This is a genomic window from Rathayibacter sp. VKM Ac-2926, assembly GCF_022815565.1.
GTDB lineage: Bacteria > Actinomycetota > Actinomycetes > Actinomycetales > Microbacteriaceae > Rathayibacter > Rathayibacter festucae.
Genome location: NZ_JALGRS010000007.1, coordinates 161,739 through 182,126, shown reverse-complemented (window position 1 = coordinate 182,126; position 20,388 = coordinate 161,739). Strand labels below are relative to the sequence as shown.

Sequence of the window (20,388 nt, the reverse complement as noted above, 5' to 3'; positions counted from 1 at the left end):
CCATGATCAACGACGACGGGCTCGCCTCGGCGAGGGACGACGCACGCACGGCCCTCGAGGCCGCCCGACGGCTGCAGGCCGAGGCCGCCGAGGCACTGGCCCGCGCCGAGGCGGCTGCTGCCGCCCTCGAGGCGGTCGCCGGTCCGGAGGAGGCGGCCGCGGTCGTCGACGACGTGCGGCTGGTCGACGGCGGTCCGGGGGAGGGGTCCGCGCCCGCCGCTGCACCCGCACCGGTCGAGGCGCCCGCGTCCGCCGCGGCACCCGCACCCGTACCGTCCGCCGCCCCCACTCCCGGACCGCTCGCCGAGTCCGCCGTCGACGCCGTCCGCACCGGCTACGCCTTCACCGGCCCCGCCCTCGAGATCGGCGCCCTCGTCAACGGCGACGCCCGCGCCGACGTCCCCGTCCGCATCCCGCTCGGGATGCTCAACCGCCACGGCCTCGTCGTCGGCGCGACCGGCACCGGCAAGACCAAGACGCTCCAGGTCCTCGCCGAGCAGCTCTCCGCGCACGGCGTCCCCGTCTTCGCCGCCGACATCAAGGGCGACCTGTCCGGACTCGCGACCGCCGGCACCCCCGACGAGAAGCTGCTCGCCCGCACCCGCACCATCGGCCAGGACTGGACCCCCGAGGCCGCTCCCGCCGAGTACTTCGCACTCGGCGGCGTCGGCACCGGCGTCCCCGTTCGCGCGACCGTCACCGGCTTCGGCGCCCTGCTGCTGGCGAAGGTCCTCGGCCTCAACCACACCCAGGAGTCGAGCCTCGGCCTGGTCTTCCACTACGCCGAGAGCGCCGGGCTGCCGCTCGTCGACCTCTCCGACCTGCGCGCCGTGCTCACCTACCTCGTCGGCGACGAGGGCAAGGCCGAGCTGGCCGAGCTCGGCGGGCTCTCCAAGGCCACCGCCGGCGTCATCCTGCGCGAGCTGATCGCCTTCGCCGACCAGGGCGCCGACGTCTTCTTCGGCGAGCCCGAGATCGACACCGCCGAGTTCCTCCGCCTCGCGCCCGACGGCCGCGGCGTCGTCAGCCTGCTCGAGGTCCCCGGAGTCGCGGACAAGCCCGCGCTGTTCTCCACGTTCCTGATGTGGCTGCTCGCCGACCTCTTCAACGACCTGCCCGAGGTCGGCGACCTCGACCGGCCCAAGCTGGTCTTCTTCTTCGACGAGGCGCACCTGCTCTTCCGCGACGCCTCGAAGGACTTCCTCGCGGCCATCACGCAGACCGTGCGGCTGATCCGCTCCAAGGGCGTCGGCATCGTCTTCGTGACGCAGACCCCGAAGGACGTGCCGAGCGACGTCCTCGCCCAGCTCGGCTCGCGGATCCAGCACCAGCTGCGCGCGCACACCCCCGACGACGCGAAGGCCCTGCGCGCCACGGTCTCGACCTACCCCGAGAGCGACTACGACCTCGGCGAGGTGCTGCAGGCGCTCCCCATCGGCGAGGCGATCGTCACGGTGATGAACGAGCGCGGCGCGCCGACCCCGGTCGCGTGGACCCGACTGCGCGCGCCGCGCGGCTCGATGGCGCCGACCCCCGAGGCCGAGCGGGAGGCGAGCGTCCAGCGCTCCCCGCTGCTCGCCCGCTACGGCACCCCGCTCGACCGCGACTCGGCCCGCGAGATCCTCACCCGCCGCCTCGACGCGGCCGCCGACGCCGAGGAGGCCCGCGCCGCCGCCGAGGAGCAGGCCGAGGAGGACGCCCGCCGCGCGAAGGAGCAGGCCGCCGAGGCCGCCCGCAGCGCCAAGGAGCAGGCCGCCGACGACGCCCGCCGCGCCAAGGAGGACGCCCGCGCCGCCGCCCAGCGCGCCAAGGACCGCGCCGCCGCCGAGCGCCGCGCCGACCAGGCCGCCGAGCGCTCCCGCCGCCGCACCGCGCCCACCACCCGCTCCCGCTCCACCCGCCGCGACAAGACCGTCGTCGAGGAGGTCCTCGGCTCCTCGGTCGGGAAGACCTTGTTGCGCGAGGTCGTCCGAGGCATCTTCGGCACGGCCCGCCGCGGCCGCTGACACCACCGTCTGCGGCGTTGTCGTCAGTCGCGATACCGCCGGTATCGCTCCTTCCTCCGCCTTGCAGCCGGCGGCGTCAGCGCCCGCGGCCTGCGGGTGCTGACGGGGCGATCTGCGGCGTTGTCGTCGGGCGCGATACCGGCGGTATCGCTTCCTCCTCCGCCTTGCAGCTCATCCCGTCAGCGCCCGCGGCCCGCTCGGGCTGCGCCGCGCTGCCCCAGCTGATCGAGTAGCCCACGCAATGTTCCACACAGTGGAATTCCATGCTGATCGAGTAGCCCGCGCAGCGGGCGTATCGAGCGGAGGGGGCGCCTCCGGCGCCATCGCAGGGCGGGGAAGAGGCCGACGTCCTTGGGGTGCGCGGGTCTCGATACGCCCCTGCGGGGCTACTCGACCAGCATGTCTGCGGGCGTCTCTTCCAAGTAGATCCACGTCACCAGCACGCGCCGTGCTCGTCCGCTAACGCCGCCGTGTTAGCGTCGTTACTCGTGACCGAGAGCCCGACGACCCGCGACCGCATCCTCAGCGCGACGGCGGCGCTGCTCGCGGAGGGCGGCCGCGACGCCGTCTCGACCCGGGCGATCAGCTCGGCGGCCGGCGTCCAGGCGCCCACCATCTACCGCACCTTCGGCGACCTCCGCGGCCTGCTCGACTCCGTCGCCGCCGCGGGCTTCGCCGCCGCCCAGGCCGAGTTCGACGCCGTCGACGCACCCGCCGACGCCGTCGACGCCCTCCGCGCCGCCTGGGACCACCACATCGCCTTCGGACTCGCCGAGCCGCACCTCTACGCCCTGATGTTCACCGGGCGTCCGGGGGAGGAGTCGGAGGCGGCCCGCCTCGCCCGCGGCGTCCTCGCCGCCCACGTCCGCGCCGTCGCCGAGGCCGGCCGCCTGACCGTCGAGGTCGAGCACGCCGCCCGCCTCCTGCAGTCCGCAGCCCTCGGCTGCACCCTCACCCTCGCGTCCGCGCCGGACGACGAGCTCTCCGCCCGCTCCCGCGAGGCCGTCCTCGCCGCGATCACCACGGCGGAGGCGGGCCCGACCGACCCCGCCGCCCGCGCCTTCGCCGCCCACGCGGTCGCCCTGCGCACCGCGCTGCCCGGAGTCGACGGCCTGACCGCCGCCGAGTCCGCCCTCCTCGACGAGTGGCTCCTGCGCCTCACCCGCTGACGCGCGCACTGAGTCGCCCGAGAAGGCGCGTTCTCCGCACCGGGAACGAGCCGTCTCGGGCGACTCGGCGGGGGAGGCGCCATGCGCCGGGAAACACCACGCGCCGGAAAGCAGAGAACGGCGCCGCAGCTGGCGAGAGCGTGCGGCGCCGTTCGGCGGAGGATGGGGGATTCGAACCCCCGAGGGCTTGCACCCAACACGCTTTCCAAGCGTGCGCCATAGGCCACTAGGCGAATCCTCCTGGCGCGACCGTGGCCGCGACTCATCGATACTAGCCGGTACCGGCGCCCTCCGCTGACCACGGCACCGCGACGGCCGTGCCCGCACCCCGCCGGCGTCGGTTAGACTGTCTCCCGGCTCCCCGCGTGGCGCCATCCAGGCCAACTCCCCCAGGGCGGAAACGCAGCAAGGGTAACCGGGCTCTGGCGGGTGCGCGGGGGGTCTCTTCCGTTAAGCGGCGCGAGCGCCTGTGCGCCGCCCGAGGGCGGCGCCGCCCTGCGGGCGCCTGGCTCCGGAACGCCGCAGGCTCACAGCAGTCGACGCACGGGCTCGGGCGTCGACTGCGGCCCACCTCTCCTCCCCACACCGCCGCTCCTGCACGCTCTCCCATCCGGGGCACCCGCCCAGCCTCCGGAGGGCGCCCGTCGCTAGGCTTGCGCCGATGGTTCAGAGCATCTACATCTCGTCCGCCGAAGGTCATTCGGGCAAGTCCACGGTCGCCCTCGGCGTCCTCGACCTGCTCAGCAGTCAGGTGCAGCGGGTCGGCGTCTTCCGCCCGATCGCCCGCTCCACCTCCGAGCGCGACTACGTGCTCGAGATGCTGCTCGGCCACTCCGACTCGGGTCTCGCCTACGACGACTGCATCGGCGTCACCTACGAGGACGTGCACGCCGACGGCGAGGCAGCCCTCTCCCGCATCGTCGAGCGCTACAAGGCCGTCGAGGCGCAGTGCGACACCGTCGTGATCCTCGGCTCCGACTACACCGATGTCGGCAGCCCGACGGAGCTCGGCTACAACGCCCGCATCGCAGCGAACCTCGGCGCTCCCGTCCTCCTCGTCCTCACCGGCCGCGACCCGTCGCGGAGCGAGCAGCTCGGCCAGGCTCCCGCCCGGACGCCCGACGAGATGCGGCAGATCACCGAGCTCGCCGCGGTCGAGCTGCGCACCGCGCACGCGAGCCTCATCGGCGTCGTCGCCAACCGCGCCGACCCGGGCACCTCGGAGCAGGCCGTCGCCGCGATCCGCGAGGCCCTGCCCTCCGGCGCCCCGGTCTGGGCGATCCACGAGGACCCGTCCCTCGTCGCCCCGAGCGTGTCGCGCATCATCGACGCCGTCGACGGCGTCTTCGTCGCGGGCGACCCGGAGCTGCTCGGCCGCGAGGCGCTCGGCGTCGTCGTCGCCGGCATGTCGATGGTCAACGTGCTGCCGCGCCTGATGGAGGGCGGAGTCGTCATCGTCCCCGGCGACCGCCCCGAGGTCGTGCTCGCCGTGATCATGGCGCACGCCTCCGGCAACTTCCCGACGGTCTCCGCGATCATCCTCAACGGCGGCTTCGAGCTGCAGGAGCCGATCGTCCGCCTGATCGAGGGCGTCGACAACCGCCTGCCGATCGTGATGACCGAGCTCGGCACCTACGACACCGCGGTGCGGGTCACCGCCGCACGCGGTCGCCTCGCCGCCGACTCGCCGCGCAAGCGCGACACCTCCCTCGCCCTGTTCGCCGAGGCGATCGATCCGGTCGAGCTGCTCACCCTCCTCGACGTCGGCCGCTCCGAGGTCGTCACGCCGCTGATGTTCGAGTACGGCCTGATCGAGCGCGCCCGCATCGCCGACCGGCACATCGTGCTGCCCGAGGGCGGCGACGACCGCATCCTCCGCGCCGCCGCGACCGTGCTCAAGCGCGGCATCGCCCGCCTGACGATCCTCGGCGAGGAGGTCGAGGTGCGCTCCCGCGCCGCGAGCCTCGGCCTGGACATCGACGGCGCCCGCGTCCTCAGCGTCCTCGACCCGGAGCACCGCAACCGCTTCGCCGAGGAGTACGCCCGCATCCGCGCGCACAAGGGCATCACCTTCGACCACGCCTACGACACCGTCACCGACGTCTCCTACTTCGGCACGATGATGGTCCAGCTCGGCCTCGCCGACGGCATGGTCTCGGGTGCCGCGCACACCACCGCGCACACCATCCGCCCCGGCTTCGAGATCATCAAGACCAGCCCCGGCGTCTCCGTCGTCTCGAGCGTGTTCCTGATGGCGCTGGCCGACCGCGTCCTCGTCTACGGCGACTGCGCCGTGAACCCCGACCCGACCGAGGCGCAGCTGGCCGACATCGCGATCTCCTCCGCCGAGACGGCGCAGCAGTTCGGCATCGACCCGCGGATCGCGATGCTCTCCTACTCCACCGGCGAGAGCGGAGCGGGCGCCGACGTCGAGAAGGTCCGCGCGGCCACCGCGCTCGTCCGCGAGCGCCGCCCCGACCTGCTCGTCGAGGGCCCGATCCAGTACGACGCCGCCGCGGACGCGGCCGTCGCCGCCTCGAAGATGCCCGGCTCGCAGGTCGCGGGACGTGCGACGGTGTTCATCTTCCCCGACCTCAACACGGGCAACAACACCTACAAGGCCGTGCAGCGCTCGGCCGGCGCCGTCGCCATCGGGCCGGTCCTGCAGGGCCTGCGGAAGCCGGTCAACGACCTCTCCCGCGGCGCCCTCGTGCAGGACATCGTCAACACCGTCGCGATCACCGCGATCCAGGCGGCGACCCAGGCCATCGTCCCGCCGACCTCCGCCATCCCCGTCGTGCGCTGAGGGCCACCCGCCCGAGCGCCCCGTCCGACCCCGAACCCCCAGGAGTCCCACCGTGTCCGTCGTCCTCGTCGTCAACAGCGGCTCGTCGTCCTTCAAGTACCAGCTCATCGAGATGACGACGGAGGAGACGCTCGCGAGCGGCCTCGTCGAGCGGATCGGCGAGGAGACCGGCCGCACGAAGCACAGCCACGACGGCGACACCGTCGAGTTCGAGACGCCGATCCCGGATCACACGGCCGGCTTCGACGCGATGATCCGCGCCTTCGCCGAGCACGGCCCGAGCCTCGACGAGTTCCCGCCGATCGCCGTCGGCCACCGCGTCGTGCACGGCGGCAAGCGGTTCTACGAGCCGACCGTCGTCACCGACCTCGTCAAGATCAACATCGAGGACCTCAGCGACCTCGCGCCGCTGCACAACCCCGCCAACCTCGAGGGCATCGAGGCCGCGCAGAAGGCCTTCCCGAGCGTCCCGCACGTCGCCGTCTTCGACACCGCGTTCCACCACACCATCCCCGCGGCGGCCTCCACCTACGCGATCCCCGCCGAGCTCGCCGACAAGCACCGCATCCGCCGCTACGGCTTCCACGGCACCTCGCACAAGTTCGTCTCCGAGGCGGCCGCCGCGTTCCTCGGCCGCCGCCGCTCCGACCTCAAGACGATCGTCCTGCACCTCGGCAACGGTGCCTCCGCCTGCGCGATCGACGGCGGCGCGTCCGTCGAGACCTCGATGGGCATGACCCCGCTCGAGGGCCTCGTGATGGGCACCCGCTCCGGCGACCTCGACCCGGCCGTCGTCTTCCACCTCGCCCGCAAGGCCGGCCTCTCCACCGACGAGCTCGACGCCGTCCTCAACCGCCGCAGCGGACTCCTCGGCCTCTCCGGCCGCGGCGACATGCGCGACGTGCAGGACGCGGCCGAGTCCGGCGACGAGACCGCGATCGCCGCGCTCGAGGTCTACTACCACCGCCTCCGCCACTATGTCGGCGCCTACTACGCCCAGCTCGGCCGCGTCGACGCGATCGTCTTCACCGCCGGAGTCGGCGAGAACGTCCCCGCCGTCCGCGCCGGCGCCCTCCGCGGCCTCGAGGGCCTCGGCATCGAGCTCGACCCCGAGCGCAACACCGCCCGCGACCGCGGCCCCCGCCGCATCTCCACCGACGACTCCCGCGTCGCCGTCCTCGTCATCCCCACCAACGAGGAACTCGAGATCGCCCGGCAGTCCTTATCGGTCGTGTAGCGGCGCAGCCGCTACACGACTCGCGGTCGGCTTGCACAGGTGGGAGCGTTCTGTGGAGCGGGTCGCGTCGGGCTGCCCTGAATCGCTGGCACGCGATTCCGGGTCGCGGCCCTCTGCCCTGCCCGTGCAAGCCAGGTGCGGCCGACGTCCTCGGTGGTCGCGTGAGCAGCGGTGGGGCCGCGCTGCCGCGCGAGCTGCTTCCGGCGACGGCGCCGGTGAACGTGCGAGCAGCGGAAGGGCCGCGCTGACGCGCGAGCTGCTGCCTTCCACGTCGCCGATGAACGTGCAAGCAGTGGGAGGGCCGCGCTCGCGCGCGGGCTGCTGCCATCCGCGGTCGCCGTCCTGTGCATGCTGGTCGAGTAGCCGCGGGACGCGGCGTATCGAGACCCACCCTGCCCGAGCTTGCAGACCGAGACCCGCCGGCGTCAGTCTGCGGCGAGGCGGGCGTCGCCCGCGTAGACGTTGAAGCCGGCGCCGCGGCTGAAGCCGATGAGGGTGAGACCCGCGTCGCGGGCGAGGTCGACGGCGAGCGAGGACGGGGCGCCGACGGCCGCGAGGAGGGGGATGCCCGCCATCACGGCCTTCTGGACGAGCTCGAACGAGGCGCGGCCCGACACCTGCAGCAGCGTGCCGCGCAGCGGCAGCCGGCCCTCGCGCAGGCCCCAGCCGACGACCTTGTCGACCGCGTTGTGCCGCCCCACGTCCTCCCGCAGCGCCAGAAGCGAGCCGTCCGAGTCGAAGAGGCCGGCCGCGTGCAGGCCGCCGGTCCGCTCGAACACCGCCTGCGCCTCCCGCAGCCGGTCCGGCAGCGACACGAGCAGCTCGGTCGACACCCGCAGCGGATCCTCCGCCACGCTCCACGCGGACTCCGTCGCGACGGCCTCCAGCGACGCCAGCCCGCAGACCCCGCACGAGCTCGACGTGTACACCGAGCGCTCGCGGTCGAGCAGGATCTCCGCGCGGCCCCCGCGCACCGTCGCGTCGATCACGTTGTAGGTGTTCTCGCTCGGCCCCGCGCCGCTCGCGCAGTAGCGCATCGCCGCGAGCTGCTCCGTCGAGGTGAGCACCCCCTCCGACACCAGGAACCCGGCGACCAGGTCGAAGTCCTCCCCGGGAGTGCGCATGGTGACGCTGAATCGCCGCCCGCCCACGCGGATCTCGAGCGGCTCCTCGACGGCCAGCACGTCCTCGCGGCGGCGGGTCGGCTCCCCGGCGCGGACGGCGATCAGGCGGGTCCGGGCGACGGCACGGCTCATGGGGTCCTCCTCGACGCGGCTGGCGCACCGCCCCGCGACCTGAGAGCCCGGACGGCCGGCGCTCATCCTCCCACCCGCTCCCCGACGTAGCATGCAGGAATGGTCGATGACGCCGAAGCCCGTGAGAACCCGATCGACGAGAGCGCCGTCACGGTCGGCGCCCCGAAGAGGCGGGCCGTCGGCATCCCCGGCGTCGCGCACGCGCTGCAGATCTCGCTCAAGCAGATGGGTCCGCTGCGCAGCGCCGAGACGCTCCTCCGGGTGAACCAGAAGACCGGCTTCGACTGCCCCGGCTGCGCCTGGCCCGAGGGCGACAAGCGGCACGTCGCGGAGTTCTGCGAGAACGGCGCGAAGGCGGTCGCCGAGGAGGCGACGCTGCGCACCGTCACGGCCGACTTCTTCGCCGCGCACTCGATGACCGAGCTCGAGGGCTGGGACGACTACCAGCTCGGCCAGCAGGGCCGCCTCACGGAGCCGATGCTCCTGGACGAGGGCGCGACGCACTACCGCCCGGTCGGCTGGGACGAGGCGCTCGACGTCGTCGCGGACGAGCTGCGCGCCTGCGCCGATCCCGACCAGGCGATCTTCTACACATCGGGCCGCACCTCCAACGAGGCCGCGTTCGTCTACCAGCTGCTGGTGCGCGGCTTCGGCACCAACAATCTGCCGGACTGCTCGAACATGTGCCACGAGTCCAGCGGGTCCGCGCTGACCGAGACGATCGGCATCGGCAAGGGCTCGGTCAGCCTCCGCGACGTCGAGCGGGCGCCGCTGCTGATCGTCGCCGGCCAGAACCCGGGCACCAACCACCCGCGGATGCTCACCGCGCTCGAGCGGGCGAAGCGCGCGGGCGGCACGATCGTCGCGATCAACCCGCTGCCCGAGGCGGGCCTGCTGCGCTTCGAGAACCCGCAGACCGTGCGCGGCATGATCGGCGGCGGCACGGCGCTCGCCGACCACTTCCTCCAGGTGCGGCTGGGCGGCGACCAGGCGCTCTTCCAGGGCTTCGGCAAGGCGCTCCTCGACGCGGAGGAGGCGCGCGGCGGTGTCTTCGACCGCGCCTTCATCGCCGAGAGCACCGACGGCCTCGAGGGCTACCTCGACGAGATCCGCGGCACCGAGTGGTCCGAGATCGAGCGGGCGAGCGGGATCGACGAGGCCCGCATCCGCGAGATCGCCGAGCTGATCGCGGCGAGCGAGGGCACCATCGTCTGCTGGGCGATGGGTCTCACGCAGCACGCGCACTCCGTCGCGACCCTCAAGGACGTCGTGAACGTCCTGCTGCTGACCGGCAGCATCGGCAAGCCGGGCGCGGGCGTCTGCCCGGTGCGCGGCCACTCGAACGTGCAGGGCGACCGCACGATGGGGATCTTCGAGCGGATGCCGGACTCCTTTCACGACGCGCTCGACCGTGAGTTCTCCTTCGCCTCGCCGCGCGAGCACGGCACCGACACGGTCGCCGCGATCCGCGCCATGCGCGACGGCAAGGCGCGCGTCTTCATGGGCCTCGGCGGCAACTTCGCCCGCGCGACGCCCGACACCGGCGTCACCGAGGCCGCGATGCGCTCGCTCGCGCTCACGGTGCACGTCTCGACCAAGCTCAACCGCTCGCACGTCGTCACCGGCCGCCGCGCGCTGATCCTGCCGACTCTCGGCCGCACCGACTCCGACAAGCGCGCGACGGGGGAGCAGCGGGTCACCGTCGAGGACTCGATGAGCGCCGTGCATGCCTCGCGCGGGCGGCTCGCGCCGCCGAGTCCGGTCCTGCAGTCCGAGGTCGCCATCCTCACCGGCATCGCGGAGCGCCTGCTCGCCGACCGCCCGAACACGCCGGTCGTCGACTGGGCGGCGCTGCGGGAGGACTACCGCCTGATCCGCCGGCACATCGCCGCCGTCGTCCCCGGCTTCGAGGACTTCGAGCGCCGCGTGAACGAGCCGGGCGGCTTCGTCCTGCCCAACCCGCCGCGCGACGAGCGGCGCTTCGCCACCGCGACCGGCCTCGCCCGCTTCACCGCGAACCCGCTGCAGTACCCGAAGGTCCCGGAGGGGCGCCTGCTGCTGCAGACGCTGCGCTCGCACGACCAGTTCAACACCACGATCTACGGCAAGGACGACCGCTACCGCGGCATCCACGGCGGCCGCCGCGTCGTCTTCGTGCACGCCGACGACATCGCCGAGCAGGGCCTCGCCGACGGCGCGATGGTCGACCTGGTCTCGGAGTGGGAGGACGGCCTCGAGCGCCGGGCCCCGTCCTTCCGCGTCGTCGCGTACGACACCCCGCGCGGCTGCATCGCGGCCTACTACCCCGAGACGAACGTGCTCGTCCCGCTCGACTCCACCGCGGCGGTCAGCGGCACCCCCACCTCGAAGTCCGTCGTCGTCCGCCTGGAGCCGGCCGCCTGACCCGCCCGGTGGATCTCGCTACGCCCGCTGCGGAACATGCTGGTCGAGTAGCCGCGGAGCGGCGTATCGAGACCCACCCTTCCTGACGCCGGCGGATCTCGATACGCCCGCTGCGCGGCCTACTCGATCAGCATGAAGGCAGGCCGCTCGCTACGCCCGCTGCGCACCATGCTGGTCGAGTAGCCGCGGAGCGGCGTATCGAGACCCGCCCCGTCAGCAGTCCGGTCGCGCTCACCACGGCAGCCGAAGCAGCCGCACCCTCTCCCCGGCCGCGGCACCGCCCGCCGGAACGACGGCGACAGCCTCCGCCACCGTGAGCCCCGAGAGCATGTGCGAGCGGATCCCGTGCACCGCCCGCCAGACGCCGTCCGCCTCGACGACCGGCACGAGCACGGTCGACCCGGCGCGGCCGAGCGGCTCGCCCAGCACGCCCTGACGCAGCACCGGCGCGGCGGCCCCGCTCGCCGCGTCCAGCGCCGGCGGCAGGAACGACAGTGCCGCGAGGAACGCGGCGAGCGGATTCCCGGGCAGCGCGAGCACGACCGCCCCGCCGGGCAGCGACGCGATCACCGTCGGATGCCCCGGCCGCATCGCGACCCCGTCGACGATCAGGGTCGCCCCCGCGATCCGGAGCGCCCGCCGCACCGCGTCCACCCGCGACCGCCCGGTCCCGCCCGTCGTGATCTGCAGTGGAGCCGTGCTCGCGAGCAGCGCGCGGGCGATCGCCTCGTCGTCGTCGCCGAGCCGCCGCACCGATCCCACCGCACCCCCGCCGCGCGCGACGAGCGGCGGCAGCAGCGGCGTGAACGCGTCGCGGACGCGCCCGGCCCTGGGCATCCCCGCGGTGTCGACCTCGTCACCGGTGAAGAGCAGATCGACCGTCGCCGGCCGCCGCACGACGAGCTCGTCGAAGCCCGCGATCGCGAGCAGCGCCAGGTGCGCCGGCCGCAGCCGCACGCCGGAGTCGACGAGCGCGGTTCCGGCCGGGGCCTCGTCGCCCGCGCTGCGGATGTGCCGCCCGAGCGGCACCGGGTGCTCCGAGGAGAGCACGTCCCCGGTCACCCGGCCGCGCTCGCTCGGGAGGACGCCCTCGCACCACTCCGGCACGACCCCGCCGGTGACGATCGGCTCGGCGCTGCCCGGTCCGAGCCGCCAGGGCGACGCCCCGCGGACGGCCCAGCCGTCCATCGCCGAGGAGTCGTAGTGGGGGAGCGGTCGCGGAGCGAGCACGGCGCTCGCTGTGACGGAGCCCTCCGCCTCGAGCAGTGGGACCGTCGCGAGCGGCCCGGGAGCGGTCGCCGCGGTGATCCGCGCGCGAGCGCCGTCCCAGTCGATGTCGCTCATCCGTCCATTCTGGTCGCGCCCGCGCCGGGCCGGCGACGGCGCCGGATCCGAGGACCCGGCGCCGTCGGCGGGCTCAGCCGAGGTACCCGTTCGGGTTCAGCACGAACTTCTTCGCGGCGCCCTTGTCGAAGTCGGCGTAGCCCTGCGGCGCCTCGTCCAGCGTGATGGCCGTGGCCTGCACCGCCTTCGCGATCTGCACCTTGTCGTGCAGGATCGCCATCATCAGCGAGCGGTTGTACTTCATCACCGGGCACTGGCCGGTCGTGAAGGACAGCGACTTCGCCCAGCCCAGCCCGAGGCGGATCGAGAGCGAGCCCTCCTGCGCGGCCTCGTCCACTCCGCCCGGGTCACCGGTGACATAGAGCCCCGGGATGCCGAGCGCGCCGCCCGCCGCGGTGATCGACATCAGCGAGTTGAGTACCGTGGCCGGCGCCTCGGTGCCCGAGTCGGCGCCGTTGCCGTGCGCCTCGAAGCCCACGGCGTCGACACCGCAGTCGACCTCCGGCACGCCGAGGATCTGCTCGATCTGGCCGGCCGGGTCGCCCTTGGAGACGTCGACGGTCTCGCAGCCGAACGAGCGCGCCTGGGCGAGCCGCTCCTCGTTGAGGTCCGCGACGATCACGACGGCCGCGCCGAGCAGCTGCGCGCCGACGGCAGCGGCCAGTCCGACGGGCCCGGCTCCCGCGACGTACACGGTCGAGCCGACCCCGACGCCCGCGGTGACCGCGCCGTGGAAGCCGGTCGGGAAGATGTCCGAGAGCATCGTGAGGTCGAGGATCTTCTCCAGCGCCTGGTCGCGGTCGGGGAAGACGAGCAGGTTCCAGTCGGCGTAGGGGACCATCACGTACTCGGCCTGCCCGCCGACCCAGCCGCCCATGTCGACGTAGCCGTAGGCGCTGCCCGGGCGGTCCGGGTTCACGTTCAGGCAGATGCCGGTCTTGCGCTCCTTGCAGTTGCGACAGCGGCCGCAGGCGATGTTGAACGGCACCGAGACGATGTCGCCGACCTTGTCGAACTCGACGTCCGGCCCGACCTCGACGACCTCGCCGGTGATCTCGTGCCCGAGGACCAGATCGGCGGGAGCGGTGGTGCGCCCGCGGACCATGTGCTGGTCCGAGCCGCAGATGTTGGTCGAGACGGTGCGGAGGATCGCGCCGTGCGGCAGCTTCCTGCCGATGTTCGCCGGGTTCACGCCCGGCCCGTCCTTCAGCTCGAAGGTCGGGTAGTCGATGTCGATGACCTCGACGACGCCGGGGCTCTTGTAGGCGACTGCTCTGTTGCCTGACATGCGGTTCTCCTTCACGGGATGCGACCGCGGTGCGTGAGCGCCCGCGGGAGCCGCGCCGCGATCGTCCGGAGGAGGGCCGCGGCGGCGAGGCTCGAGCGAACCGTACGCCCGGACCCTGGTGCCGGATCGAGGGGGAGGGAGTAGCGTCTCAGGATTCGTGCGTTCGCATGCGAATGGCCTCCAGCGACGTCCGCACCGCCGCGTCGAGCGCCGCCCGGTCGCCGCCCTGCAGGCCCGCCGCGTAGCCGGCGAGGAACGTCGTCAGCGGAGCGGCCGGCCGCACCACGCCGTGCGCCGCGTCGCCGGCCAGGGAGAGCAGGGCGTCGCGCTCGACCGGCACGTCGGCGAGCCCGAGGGCGGCGCTCAGCTCGTCCCACCAGGCGGCGAGCAGTGCGGCGGTGTCCTCGCGGGCGTCCGGGGCGGAGGAAGGGGTCGCGTTCGTGTCGTGGGTCACGCGTTCAGTCTGCGCCCGGTTCGGATTCTGCGCCCCGCGCGCTCTCCGCGCCCGGCACGGCGATGCCGTGGCGGCGGGCGTCGGCGCGGTCGTCGACGTCCGCGGTCGATCCGGCCGGCACCTCGACGAGCCGCACGGCCAGCCCCGCCAGGAGTGCGCGGACGGAGGCGCCGTCGACCGCGGGGAGCCGGGTCACGGCGGACGTCAGCGCGGCTCGGCGGTGCAGGCCGAGGAGGAGCTGCGTGCGGCCGTCCCCGTCGACGGCGAGCAGGGCGTCGGTCGCGGGATCGGCGGAGGCGGCGTCCGCCAGCAGCCGGTCGAGCGCGGGGGCCGGATCGACCAGGTCGGCCGCGAGCACGGCGATCCAGCCGGCCGCGTCGTCCCGCGCGAGCAGGGGCAGCGCCGCCGCGAGACCGGCGACCGGTCCGCCGAACGGGGGCCGCTCCTGGACGAGGAGCGCCGCTCCGACTCCGCCGCGGAGCTCCGGCGGTCCCGCGACCACGACGCGCCGGGCGCCGGCGACAGCGCTCAGCGCGTGCGCGAGCAGCGTCGAGCCGTCGTGCTCGAGCAGCGGCTTGGCTGCGCCGCCGAGGCGCTCGCCGCGTCCGCCGGCGAGGACGACGGCGTCGAACGGGGGAGTGCTGGGGCGGCCGGTCACGGCCTCGAGGCTACGGGAGGCGGCGGCTCCGGCGACCCGCGTCCGGTGTCGGAGGTCGCGGCTACTCTTGTCGGGTGGTAGCAGCCCTGTATCGCCGGTACCGGCCGGAGACGTTCGCCGAGATGATCGGCCAGTCCCAGGTGACCGATCCGCTCATGACGGCGCTGCGCACCAACCGCGTCAATCACGCCTACCTCTTCAGCGGCCCGCGCGGCTGCGGCAAGACGACGTCGGCGCGCATCCTCGCCCGCTGCCTCAACTGCGCCCAGGGCCCGACGGACACCCCGTGCGGCGTCTGCGACAGCTGCGTCGAGCTCAGCCGCGACGGCCAGGGCTCGCTCGACGTCGTCGAGATCGACGCTGCGAGCCACAACGGCGTCGACGACGCGCGCGACCTGCGCGAGCGGGCGATCTTCGCCCCGGCCCGCGACCGCTTCAAGATCTTCATCCTCGACGAGGCGCACATGGTGACGCCGCAGGGCTTCAACGCGCTGCTCAAGATCGTCGAGGAGCCGCCGGAGCACGTGAAGTTCATCTTCGCGACGACCGAGCCCGACAAGGTCATCGGCACGATCCGCTCGCGCACGCACCACTACCCGTTCCGGCTCGTCCCGCCGGCGCAGATGCTCGACTACACGCAGGAGCTCTGCGAGCGCGAGAAGGTGAGCGTCGCCGCGGGCGTGCTCCCGCTGGTCGTCCGGGCCGGCGGCGGCTCGGTCCGCGACACCCTCTCGCTCCTCGACCAGCTGATGGCCGGCTCCGAGGACGAGACGGTCGAGTACGAGCGCGCGGTCGCCCTGCTCGGCTACACCCACGGCGCGCTGCTCGACGAGGTCGTCGACGCGCTCGCCGAGCACGACTCCGCCGAGGCGTTCGGCGCCGTCGACCGGGTCATCCAGACCGGCCAGGACCCGCGCCGCTTCGTCGAGGACCTGCTCGAGAAGCTCCGCGACCTCATCGTCGTCGCCGCCACCGGAGGCGCGGCCTCCGCGGTACTCCGCGGCGTGTCCCAGGACGAGCTCGACCGGATGGCCGGCCAGTCGCGCGCCCTCGGCCTCGGCGAGCTCTCCCGCATCGCCGACATCGTCAACGACGCGCTCACCGAGATGACGGGCGCGACCTCGCCGCGGCTGCACCTCGAGCTGATGATCGCGCGCACGCTGGTGCACGGCTCCGGCGCGTCGGCCGCCCCGGCGTCCGTCGTGGTGCCGGCGCCGTCGCAGGCCGCCCCGGCGCCGACGCGGCCGTCCGCCGACTCGCGTGCTCCGGAGCCGCGCGGGCCCGAGTCCCGTGCCGCCGCCTCCCGCGCACCCGAGACCCGCGCACCCGAGTCGCGCATGCCCGAGCCGCACCTCGCGACGCACGCCGCGACGCCGGAGTCGGTGCCGGAGTCGATCGCGGCGGCCCCGCGCGTCGAGGCCCCGGTCGTCTCCGCGGCGTCGGTCGATGCCGGCTCCGGCACGGCCGCGGCGTCCTCGGCGCCCGACGCCGTCCCGAGCGCCGCCGCCGACTCGACTCCCGCTGATTCGACTCCCGCCGACGCGACTCCGGCCGGCACCGCGGCTCCGCGCCCGGCCGTGCCCGCCGCAGCGCCCCACCCCTCCGCGGCCGACGAGCCCGGCGGTGTCACCCTGCAGCGGATGAAGGACAGCTGGCCCGAGATCCTCGAGGTCGTGCAGAAGGCCCGGATGACGGCCTGGCTCGTCGCCTACACCGCGCAGGTGCGGGCGCTGAAGGACGACGTCCTCACGCTCTCCTTCCCGAGCCAGAACGACGTCGACTCGTTCAAGATGGCCGGCAGCGCCGGTCAGCCCGGCGTGAGCGAGCACCTGCGCCAGGCGATCCAGCAGGTCCTCGGCCTCCGGGTGAAGTACATCGCCCGCGTCGAGCCCCGCGCGACCGCGCCCGAGGCCGAGCGCGCCGCCGTCGAGGCGACCCCGCCGCCCGCCGCCGAGCAGCCCGCCGCGCAGCAGCCCGCGGCGGCGACCGCCCCCAGCGACCCCGACGAGTGGGCGACGGTCGCCATCCCGGCCGACCCGGCCCCCGCCGAGGTCGCCGCCGAGCCCGCGATCGAGACGGTCGTCGCCCCGGAGCCGACCGACGTGCCGGTCCTCGCCCCGTCGCCGCGCTCGACGCCGGTCGTCCCCGAGCAGGAGCCGCCGGTCCGCCCGGCCGCCGCATCGGCCGAGCCCTCCGACGACGAGCCGCCGTTCGACGAGGAGCCGCCCGAGGAGGACATGCCGCCGGTCGAGCCGCCGATGCCCGACTCCTGGGCGACCGTCGCGCCCGCCGGCGAGCCGTCCGCACCCCCGGCGCCCGTCGCTCCCGCGCCCGTCCGTGCCCGCGAGCGGCCCGAGCCGGCGCCCCGCCCGGTGACCCGCACCACCCGCTCGGCCACGGCCGACGGCCGCCAGCGCTACGGCGAGGCCGTGGTGCGCGAGATCCTCGGCGCCCAGTTCATCGAGGAGCAGCCGCACGTCCCGCGCGGTCCGCGGGTGACCGGCGCATGACCGTCGCCCCGCTCCTCGCTCCCGCACTCCTCACCCCTGAATCCGCATCCCGAGAGGAGGCGACCGCATGTACGAAGGCATCGTCCAGGAGCTGATCGACGAGCTCGGCCGGCTCCCCGGCATCGGCCCGAAGTCGGCCCAGCGCATCGCGTTCCACATCCTGCAGACCGAGACGTTCGACGTCACGCGTCTCGCCGAGATCCTGCTGGAGCTGCGCAACCGCGTGCACTTCTGCGACATCTGCGGCAACGTCGCGGAGGAGGCCACCTGCGGCATCTGCCGCGACCCGCGCCGCAGCCGCGCCGTCATCTGCGTGGTCGAGGAGGCGAAGGACGTCCCCGCCATCGAGCGCACCCGCGAGTTCCGCGGCCTCTACCACGTGCTCGGCGGCGCGATCAGCCCGATCGACGGCATCGGCCCCGACCAGCTCCGGATCCGCCAGCTGCTGCAGCGCCTGGCCGACGGCGAGGTCCAGGAGGTCATCATCGCGACCGACCCCAACCTCGAGGGCGAGGCCACCGCGACCTACCTCTCCCGCATGCTGAGCACCCTCGGCATCCGCATCACCCGCCTCGCCTCCGGCCTCCCCGTCGGCGGCGACCTCGAGTACGCCGACGAGATCACCCTCGGCCGCGCCTTCGAGGGCCGCCGCCTCGTCGAGAACTGACACGGGCCGCCCCCGCCCCTCATCGCCCACCTCCGGCTCGCGGATCCACGTCCGGCTCGTGGTCTTGGTCGGTCCCGGCGTGCCGAGCCTGTTTCCGCGTGCCGGACGTCCCCGGACCGGACCTCGGGCTTGCGGAATCACCTCCGGCTCGCGGTTCCGGTCGGTTCCGGCGTGCCGTGCCTGTTTCCGCGTGCCGGACGTCCCCGGATTGGACTTCGGGCTTGCGGATTCATCTCCGGCTCGCGGTTCCGGTCGGTTCCGGCGTGCCGTGCCCGTTTCCGCGTGCCGGACGTCCCCGGATCGGACCTCCGGCCCGCGGATCCACCTCCGGCTCGCGGTTCCGGCGTGCCGAGCCTGTTTCCGCGTGCCGGACGTCCCTGTATCGGACCTCGGGCTCGCGGATTCATTTCCGGCTCGTGGTTTCGGTCGGTCCTGGCGTGCCGTGCCCGTTTCCGCGTGCCGGACGTCCCTGTATCGGACCTCGGGCTCGCGGATCCACCTCCGGCTCGTGGTTTCGGTCGGTTCCGGCGTGCCGTGCCCGTTTCCGCGTGCCGGACGTCCCCGGATCGGACCTCCGGCCCGCGGATCCACCTCCGGCTCGTGGTTCCGGTCGGGTCCTGGCGTGCCGTGCCCGTTTCCGCGTGCCGGACGTCGCTGGATCGGACCTCGGGCTCGCGGATCCACCTCCGGCTCGTGGTTTCGTTCGGTTCCGGCGTGCCGAGCCTGCTCCCGCGTGCCGAACATCTCCGAATCGGATCTCAGGCTCGCCGAAGTACCTCCGGCTCGTGGATTCCGTCGGTTTTGCCGTGCCGGGCCAATTCCCGCGTGCCGAACGTCTCCGAACCGGATCTCCGGCTCGCGGATTCATCTCCGGCTCGTGGTTTCAGTCGGTTCCAGCGTGCCGAGCCTGTTCCCGCGTGCCGAACCTGCCCGGACGAGAACGTCCGGCTCGCGGAACCACCTCCGGCTCGTGGAGTCGGTCGGTTCTGCCGTGCCGAGCCCGTTTCCGCGAGCCGAACCTTCGCAGACCGCACCTCCGGCTCGTGGATTCACCTCCGGCTCGTTGAATCCGCCCGTTCCCGCGTGCCGGAGCCGGTTCCGCGTGCCGGAGCCGGTTCCGAGTGCCGAAGGCACCTCACCGGCCCGCCCCGAGGACACCCCGACAGCCGCCGCCGCAACATGACCCCTCGCGCATGCGCCCGCCGGTAGACTCCTGCGTCGGGTCGCCACGGCCCGAGCCACTGACCCGGGAGTAGCGCGTGAGCCTGATCGTCCAGAAGTTCGGCGGGTCCTCCGTCGCCGACGCGGAGAGCATCAAGCGGGTCGCGAAGCGCATCGTCGCGACGAAGCAGGCGGGCAACGACGTGGTCGTCGCCGTCTCCGCGATGGGCGACACCACCGACGACCTGCTCGAGCTGGCCCACCAGGTCACGCCGATCCCCGCGCCCCGCGAGCTCGACATGCTGCTCTCCTCCGGCGAGCGGATCTCGATGGCGCTGCTCGCCATGGCGATCAAGAGCATGGGCTACGACGCCCGCTCCTTCACCGGCAGCCAGGCCGGCATGATCACCGACGCCCAGCACGGCGCCGCCCGCATCGTCGACATCACCCCGGTCCGCCTGCGCGCCGCGCTGGACGAGAACGCGGTCGTCATCGTCGCCGGCTTCCAGGGCTTCAACCGCGACACCAAGGACATCACCACCCTCGGCCGCGGCGGCTCGGACACCACCGCCGTCGCGCTCGCCGCCGGCCTCGGCGCCGACACCTGCGAGATCTACACCGACGTCGACGGCGTCTTCACCGCCGACCCGCGGGTGGTCAAGAAGGCCCGCAAGCTCGACCGCATCTCCAGCGAGGAGATGCTCGAGCTCGCCGCCGCCGGCGCGAAGGTCCTGCACATCCGCGCCGTCGAGTTCGCCCGCCGCCACGGCGTCACCCTGCACGTGCGCTCGTCGTTCAGCCCCAACGAGGGCACCATCGTCTACAACGCCGTGCCCGGCGAGGACGCCCCCGGAAGCACCGAGAAGAATGGACAGCCCGTGGAAGAGCCGATCATCGCCGGCGTCGCCGCCGATCTCAACGAGGCCAAGATCACCGTCGTCGGCGTGCCCGACATCCCGGGCAAGGCCGCGCAGATCTTCACGATCGTCGCCAAGACCGGCTCGAACATCGACATGATCGTGCAGAACGTCTCCGCCGCCGCGACCGGCCGCACCGACATCTCCTTCACGCTGCCCAAGGCCGACGGCCAGACCGTCCTCACGGCGCTCAACGCAGAGAAGGACGAGGTCGGCTTCGAGTCGCTGCAGTACGACGACCAGATCGCCAAGCTCGCCCTCGTCGGCGCCGGCATGCGCACCAACGCGGGTGTCTCGGCCAAGCTGTTCCGCTCGCTCTACGAGGCCGGGATCAACATCGAGATGATCTCCACGAGCGAGATCCGCATCTCGGTCGTGACCCGCGCCGACACGGTGAACGACGCCCTCCGCGTCGTGCACACCGCCTTCGGCCTCGACGCCGAGGACGAGGCCGTCGTCTACGCCGGCACCGGTCGCTGACCGCCGAACGCCCTCGCGATCCCGCCGATCGC

General features: G+C 73.6%; 13 protein-coding genes, 1 tRNA gene and 1 other RNA gene. 9 read left to right on the top strand and 6 right to left on the bottom strand.

Annotation, left to right across the window (positions count from 1 at the left end; translation table 11 throughout):
* The first annotated feature begins 2 nt into the window (after positions 1-2).
* Together MT351_RS11930 and MT351_RS11925 are read left to right on the top strand one after the other, a co-directional pair.
* Positions 3-2,006 carry a helicase HerA-like domain-containing protein gene (locus tag MT351_RS11930; protein WP_243582279.1) on the top strand — a complete coding sequence of 668 codons (2,004 nt, stop codon included), beginning with the start codon at positions 3-5 and terminating at the stop codon, positions 2,004-2,006.
* Between the two features lie 488 nt (positions 2,007-2,494).
* Entirely contained in the window at positions 2,495-3,175 is a 681-nt protein-coding gene (locus MT351_RS11925) for a TetR/AcrR family transcriptional regulator (RefSeq protein ID WP_221181154.1), read from the top strand.
* Between the two features lie 156 nt (positions 3,176-3,331).
* On the opposite strand, the gene MT351_RS11920 is transcribed toward MT351_RS11925, so the two are convergent.
* Positions 3,332-3,416, bottom strand: a tRNA-Ser gene (locus tag MT351_RS11920).
* A gap of 111 nt (positions 3,417-3,527) precedes the next feature.
* Here MT351_RS11920 and ffs point away from each other — a divergent pair.
* The 3 genes from ffs (at position 3,528) to MT351_RS11905 (ending at position 7,218) form a co-directional block, all read left to right on the top strand.
* Positions 3,528-3,624: signal recognition particle sRNA small type (ffs, locus tag MT351_RS11915), an RNA gene on the top strand.
* Between the two features lie 212 nt (positions 3,625-3,836).
* Positions 3,837-5,981 (top strand): phosphate acetyltransferase, encoded by a 2,145-nt coding sequence (gene pta / locus MT351_RS11910; protein ID WP_123447710.1) that lies wholly within the window; start codon positions 3,837-3,839, stop codon positions 5,979-5,981.
* A 52-nt stretch (positions 5,982-6,033) separates the two neighbouring features.
* Positions 6,034-7,218 (top strand): acetate/propionate family kinase, encoded by a 1,185-nt coding sequence (locus MT351_RS11905; RefSeq protein ID WP_243582278.1) that lies wholly within the window; start codon positions 6,034-6,036, stop codon positions 7,216-7,218.
* A gap of 425 nt (positions 7,219-7,643) precedes the next feature.
* Here MT351_RS11905 and fdhD read toward each other — a convergent pair whose 3' ends face one another.
* Positions 7,644-8,474, bottom strand: a complete 831-nt coding sequence (gene fdhD, locus MT351_RS11900) for a formate dehydrogenase accessory sulfurtransferase FdhD (protein WP_132437659.1) — start codon at positions 8,472-8,474, stop codon at positions 7,644-7,646.
* 99 nt (positions 8,475-8,573) lie between these two features.
* Between fdhD and MT351_RS11895 the strand changes: the two genes are divergently transcribed.
* Positions 8,574-10,877, top strand: coding sequence for an FdhF/YdeP family oxidoreductase (locus MT351_RS11895; protein ID WP_243582277.1), 2,304 nt, complete (start codon positions 8,574-8,576; stop codon positions 10,875-10,877).
* 231 nt (positions 10,878-11,108) lie between these two features.
* On the opposite strand, the gene MT351_RS11890 is transcribed toward MT351_RS11895, so the two are convergent.
* The 4 genes from MT351_RS11890 to MT351_RS11875 form a co-directional block, all read right to left on the bottom strand.
* Positions 11,109-12,221, bottom strand: coding sequence for a molybdopterin molybdotransferase MoeA (locus tag MT351_RS11890; protein ID WP_132437661.1), 1,113 nt, complete (start codon positions 12,219-12,221; stop codon positions 11,109-11,111).
* A gap of 73 nt (positions 12,222-12,294) precedes the next feature.
* A complete protein-coding gene (fdhA, locus tag MT351_RS11885) occupies positions 12,295-13,509 on the bottom strand; it encodes a formaldehyde dehydrogenase, glutathione-independent (RefSeq protein ID WP_243582276.1) in 1,215 nt (404 codons plus the stop codon).
* Positions 13,510-13,657: 148 nt separating this feature from the next.
* Positions 13,658-13,963 (bottom strand): DUF6457 domain-containing protein, encoded by a 306-nt coding sequence (locus MT351_RS11880; protein ID WP_207901812.1) that lies wholly within the window; start codon positions 13,961-13,963, stop codon positions 13,658-13,660.
* Positions 13,964-13,967: 4 nt separating this feature from the next.
* On the bottom strand, positions 13,968-14,621 hold the full coding sequence (locus MT351_RS11875) for a molybdenum cofactor guanylyltransferase (protein WP_243582275.1): 654 nt from the start codon (positions 14,619-14,621) through the stop codon (positions 13,968-13,970).
* A 74-nt stretch (positions 14,622-14,695) separates the two neighbouring features.
* Here MT351_RS11875 and MT351_RS11870 point away from each other — a divergent pair, with 74 nt between their 5' ends.
* From MT351_RS11870 to MT351_RS11860, 3 genes are all read left to right on the top strand, one after another.
* The gene (locus MT351_RS11870; protein ID WP_243582274.1) at positions 14,696-17,131 is read left to right on the top strand and encodes a DNA polymerase III subunit gamma and tau; all 2,436 of its coding nucleotides are present in this window, start codon (positions 14,696-14,698) and stop codon (positions 17,129-17,131) included.
* A 67-nt stretch (positions 17,132-17,198) separates the two neighbouring features.
* Entirely contained in the window at positions 17,199-17,798 is a 600-nt protein-coding gene (gene recR, locus MT351_RS11865; protein ID WP_123447702.1) for a recombination mediator RecR, read from the top strand.
* Positions 17,799-19,057: 1,259 nt separating this feature from the next.
* Complete coding sequence (locus MT351_RS11860) at positions 19,058-20,356, top strand: aspartate kinase (RefSeq protein WP_123447701.1); 1,299 nt, start codon at positions 19,058-19,060, stop codon at positions 20,354-20,356.
* Positions 20,357-20,388: the final 32 nt, after the last annotated feature.

Coding starts and splice junctions, on each gene's coding strand:
- MT351_RS11930 (WP_243582279.1), top strand. CDS start 3: ATGATCAACGACGACGGGCTCGCCTCGGCGAGGGACGACGCACGCACG.
- pta (WP_123447710.1), top strand. CDS start 3,837: ATGGTTCAGAGCATCTACATCTCGTCCGCCGAAGGTCATTCGGGCAAG.
- fdhD (WP_132437659.1), bottom strand. CDS start 8,474: ATGAGCCGTGCCGTCGCCCGGACCCGCCTGATCGCCGTCCGCGCCGGG.
- MT351_RS11895 (WP_243582277.1), top strand. CDS start 8,574: ATGGTCGATGACGCCGAAGCCCGTGAGAACCCGATCGACGAGAGCGCC.
- MT351_RS11890 (WP_132437661.1), bottom strand. CDS start 12,221: ATGAGCGACATCGACTGGGACGGCGCTCGCGCGCGGATCACCGCGGCG.
- fdhA (WP_243582276.1), bottom strand. CDS start 13,509: ATGTCAGGCAACAGAGCAGTCGCCTACAAGAGCCCCGGCGTCGTCGAG.
- recR (WP_123447702.1), top strand. CDS start 17,199: ATGTACGAAGGCATCGTCCAGGAGCTGATCGACGAGCTCGGCCGGCTC.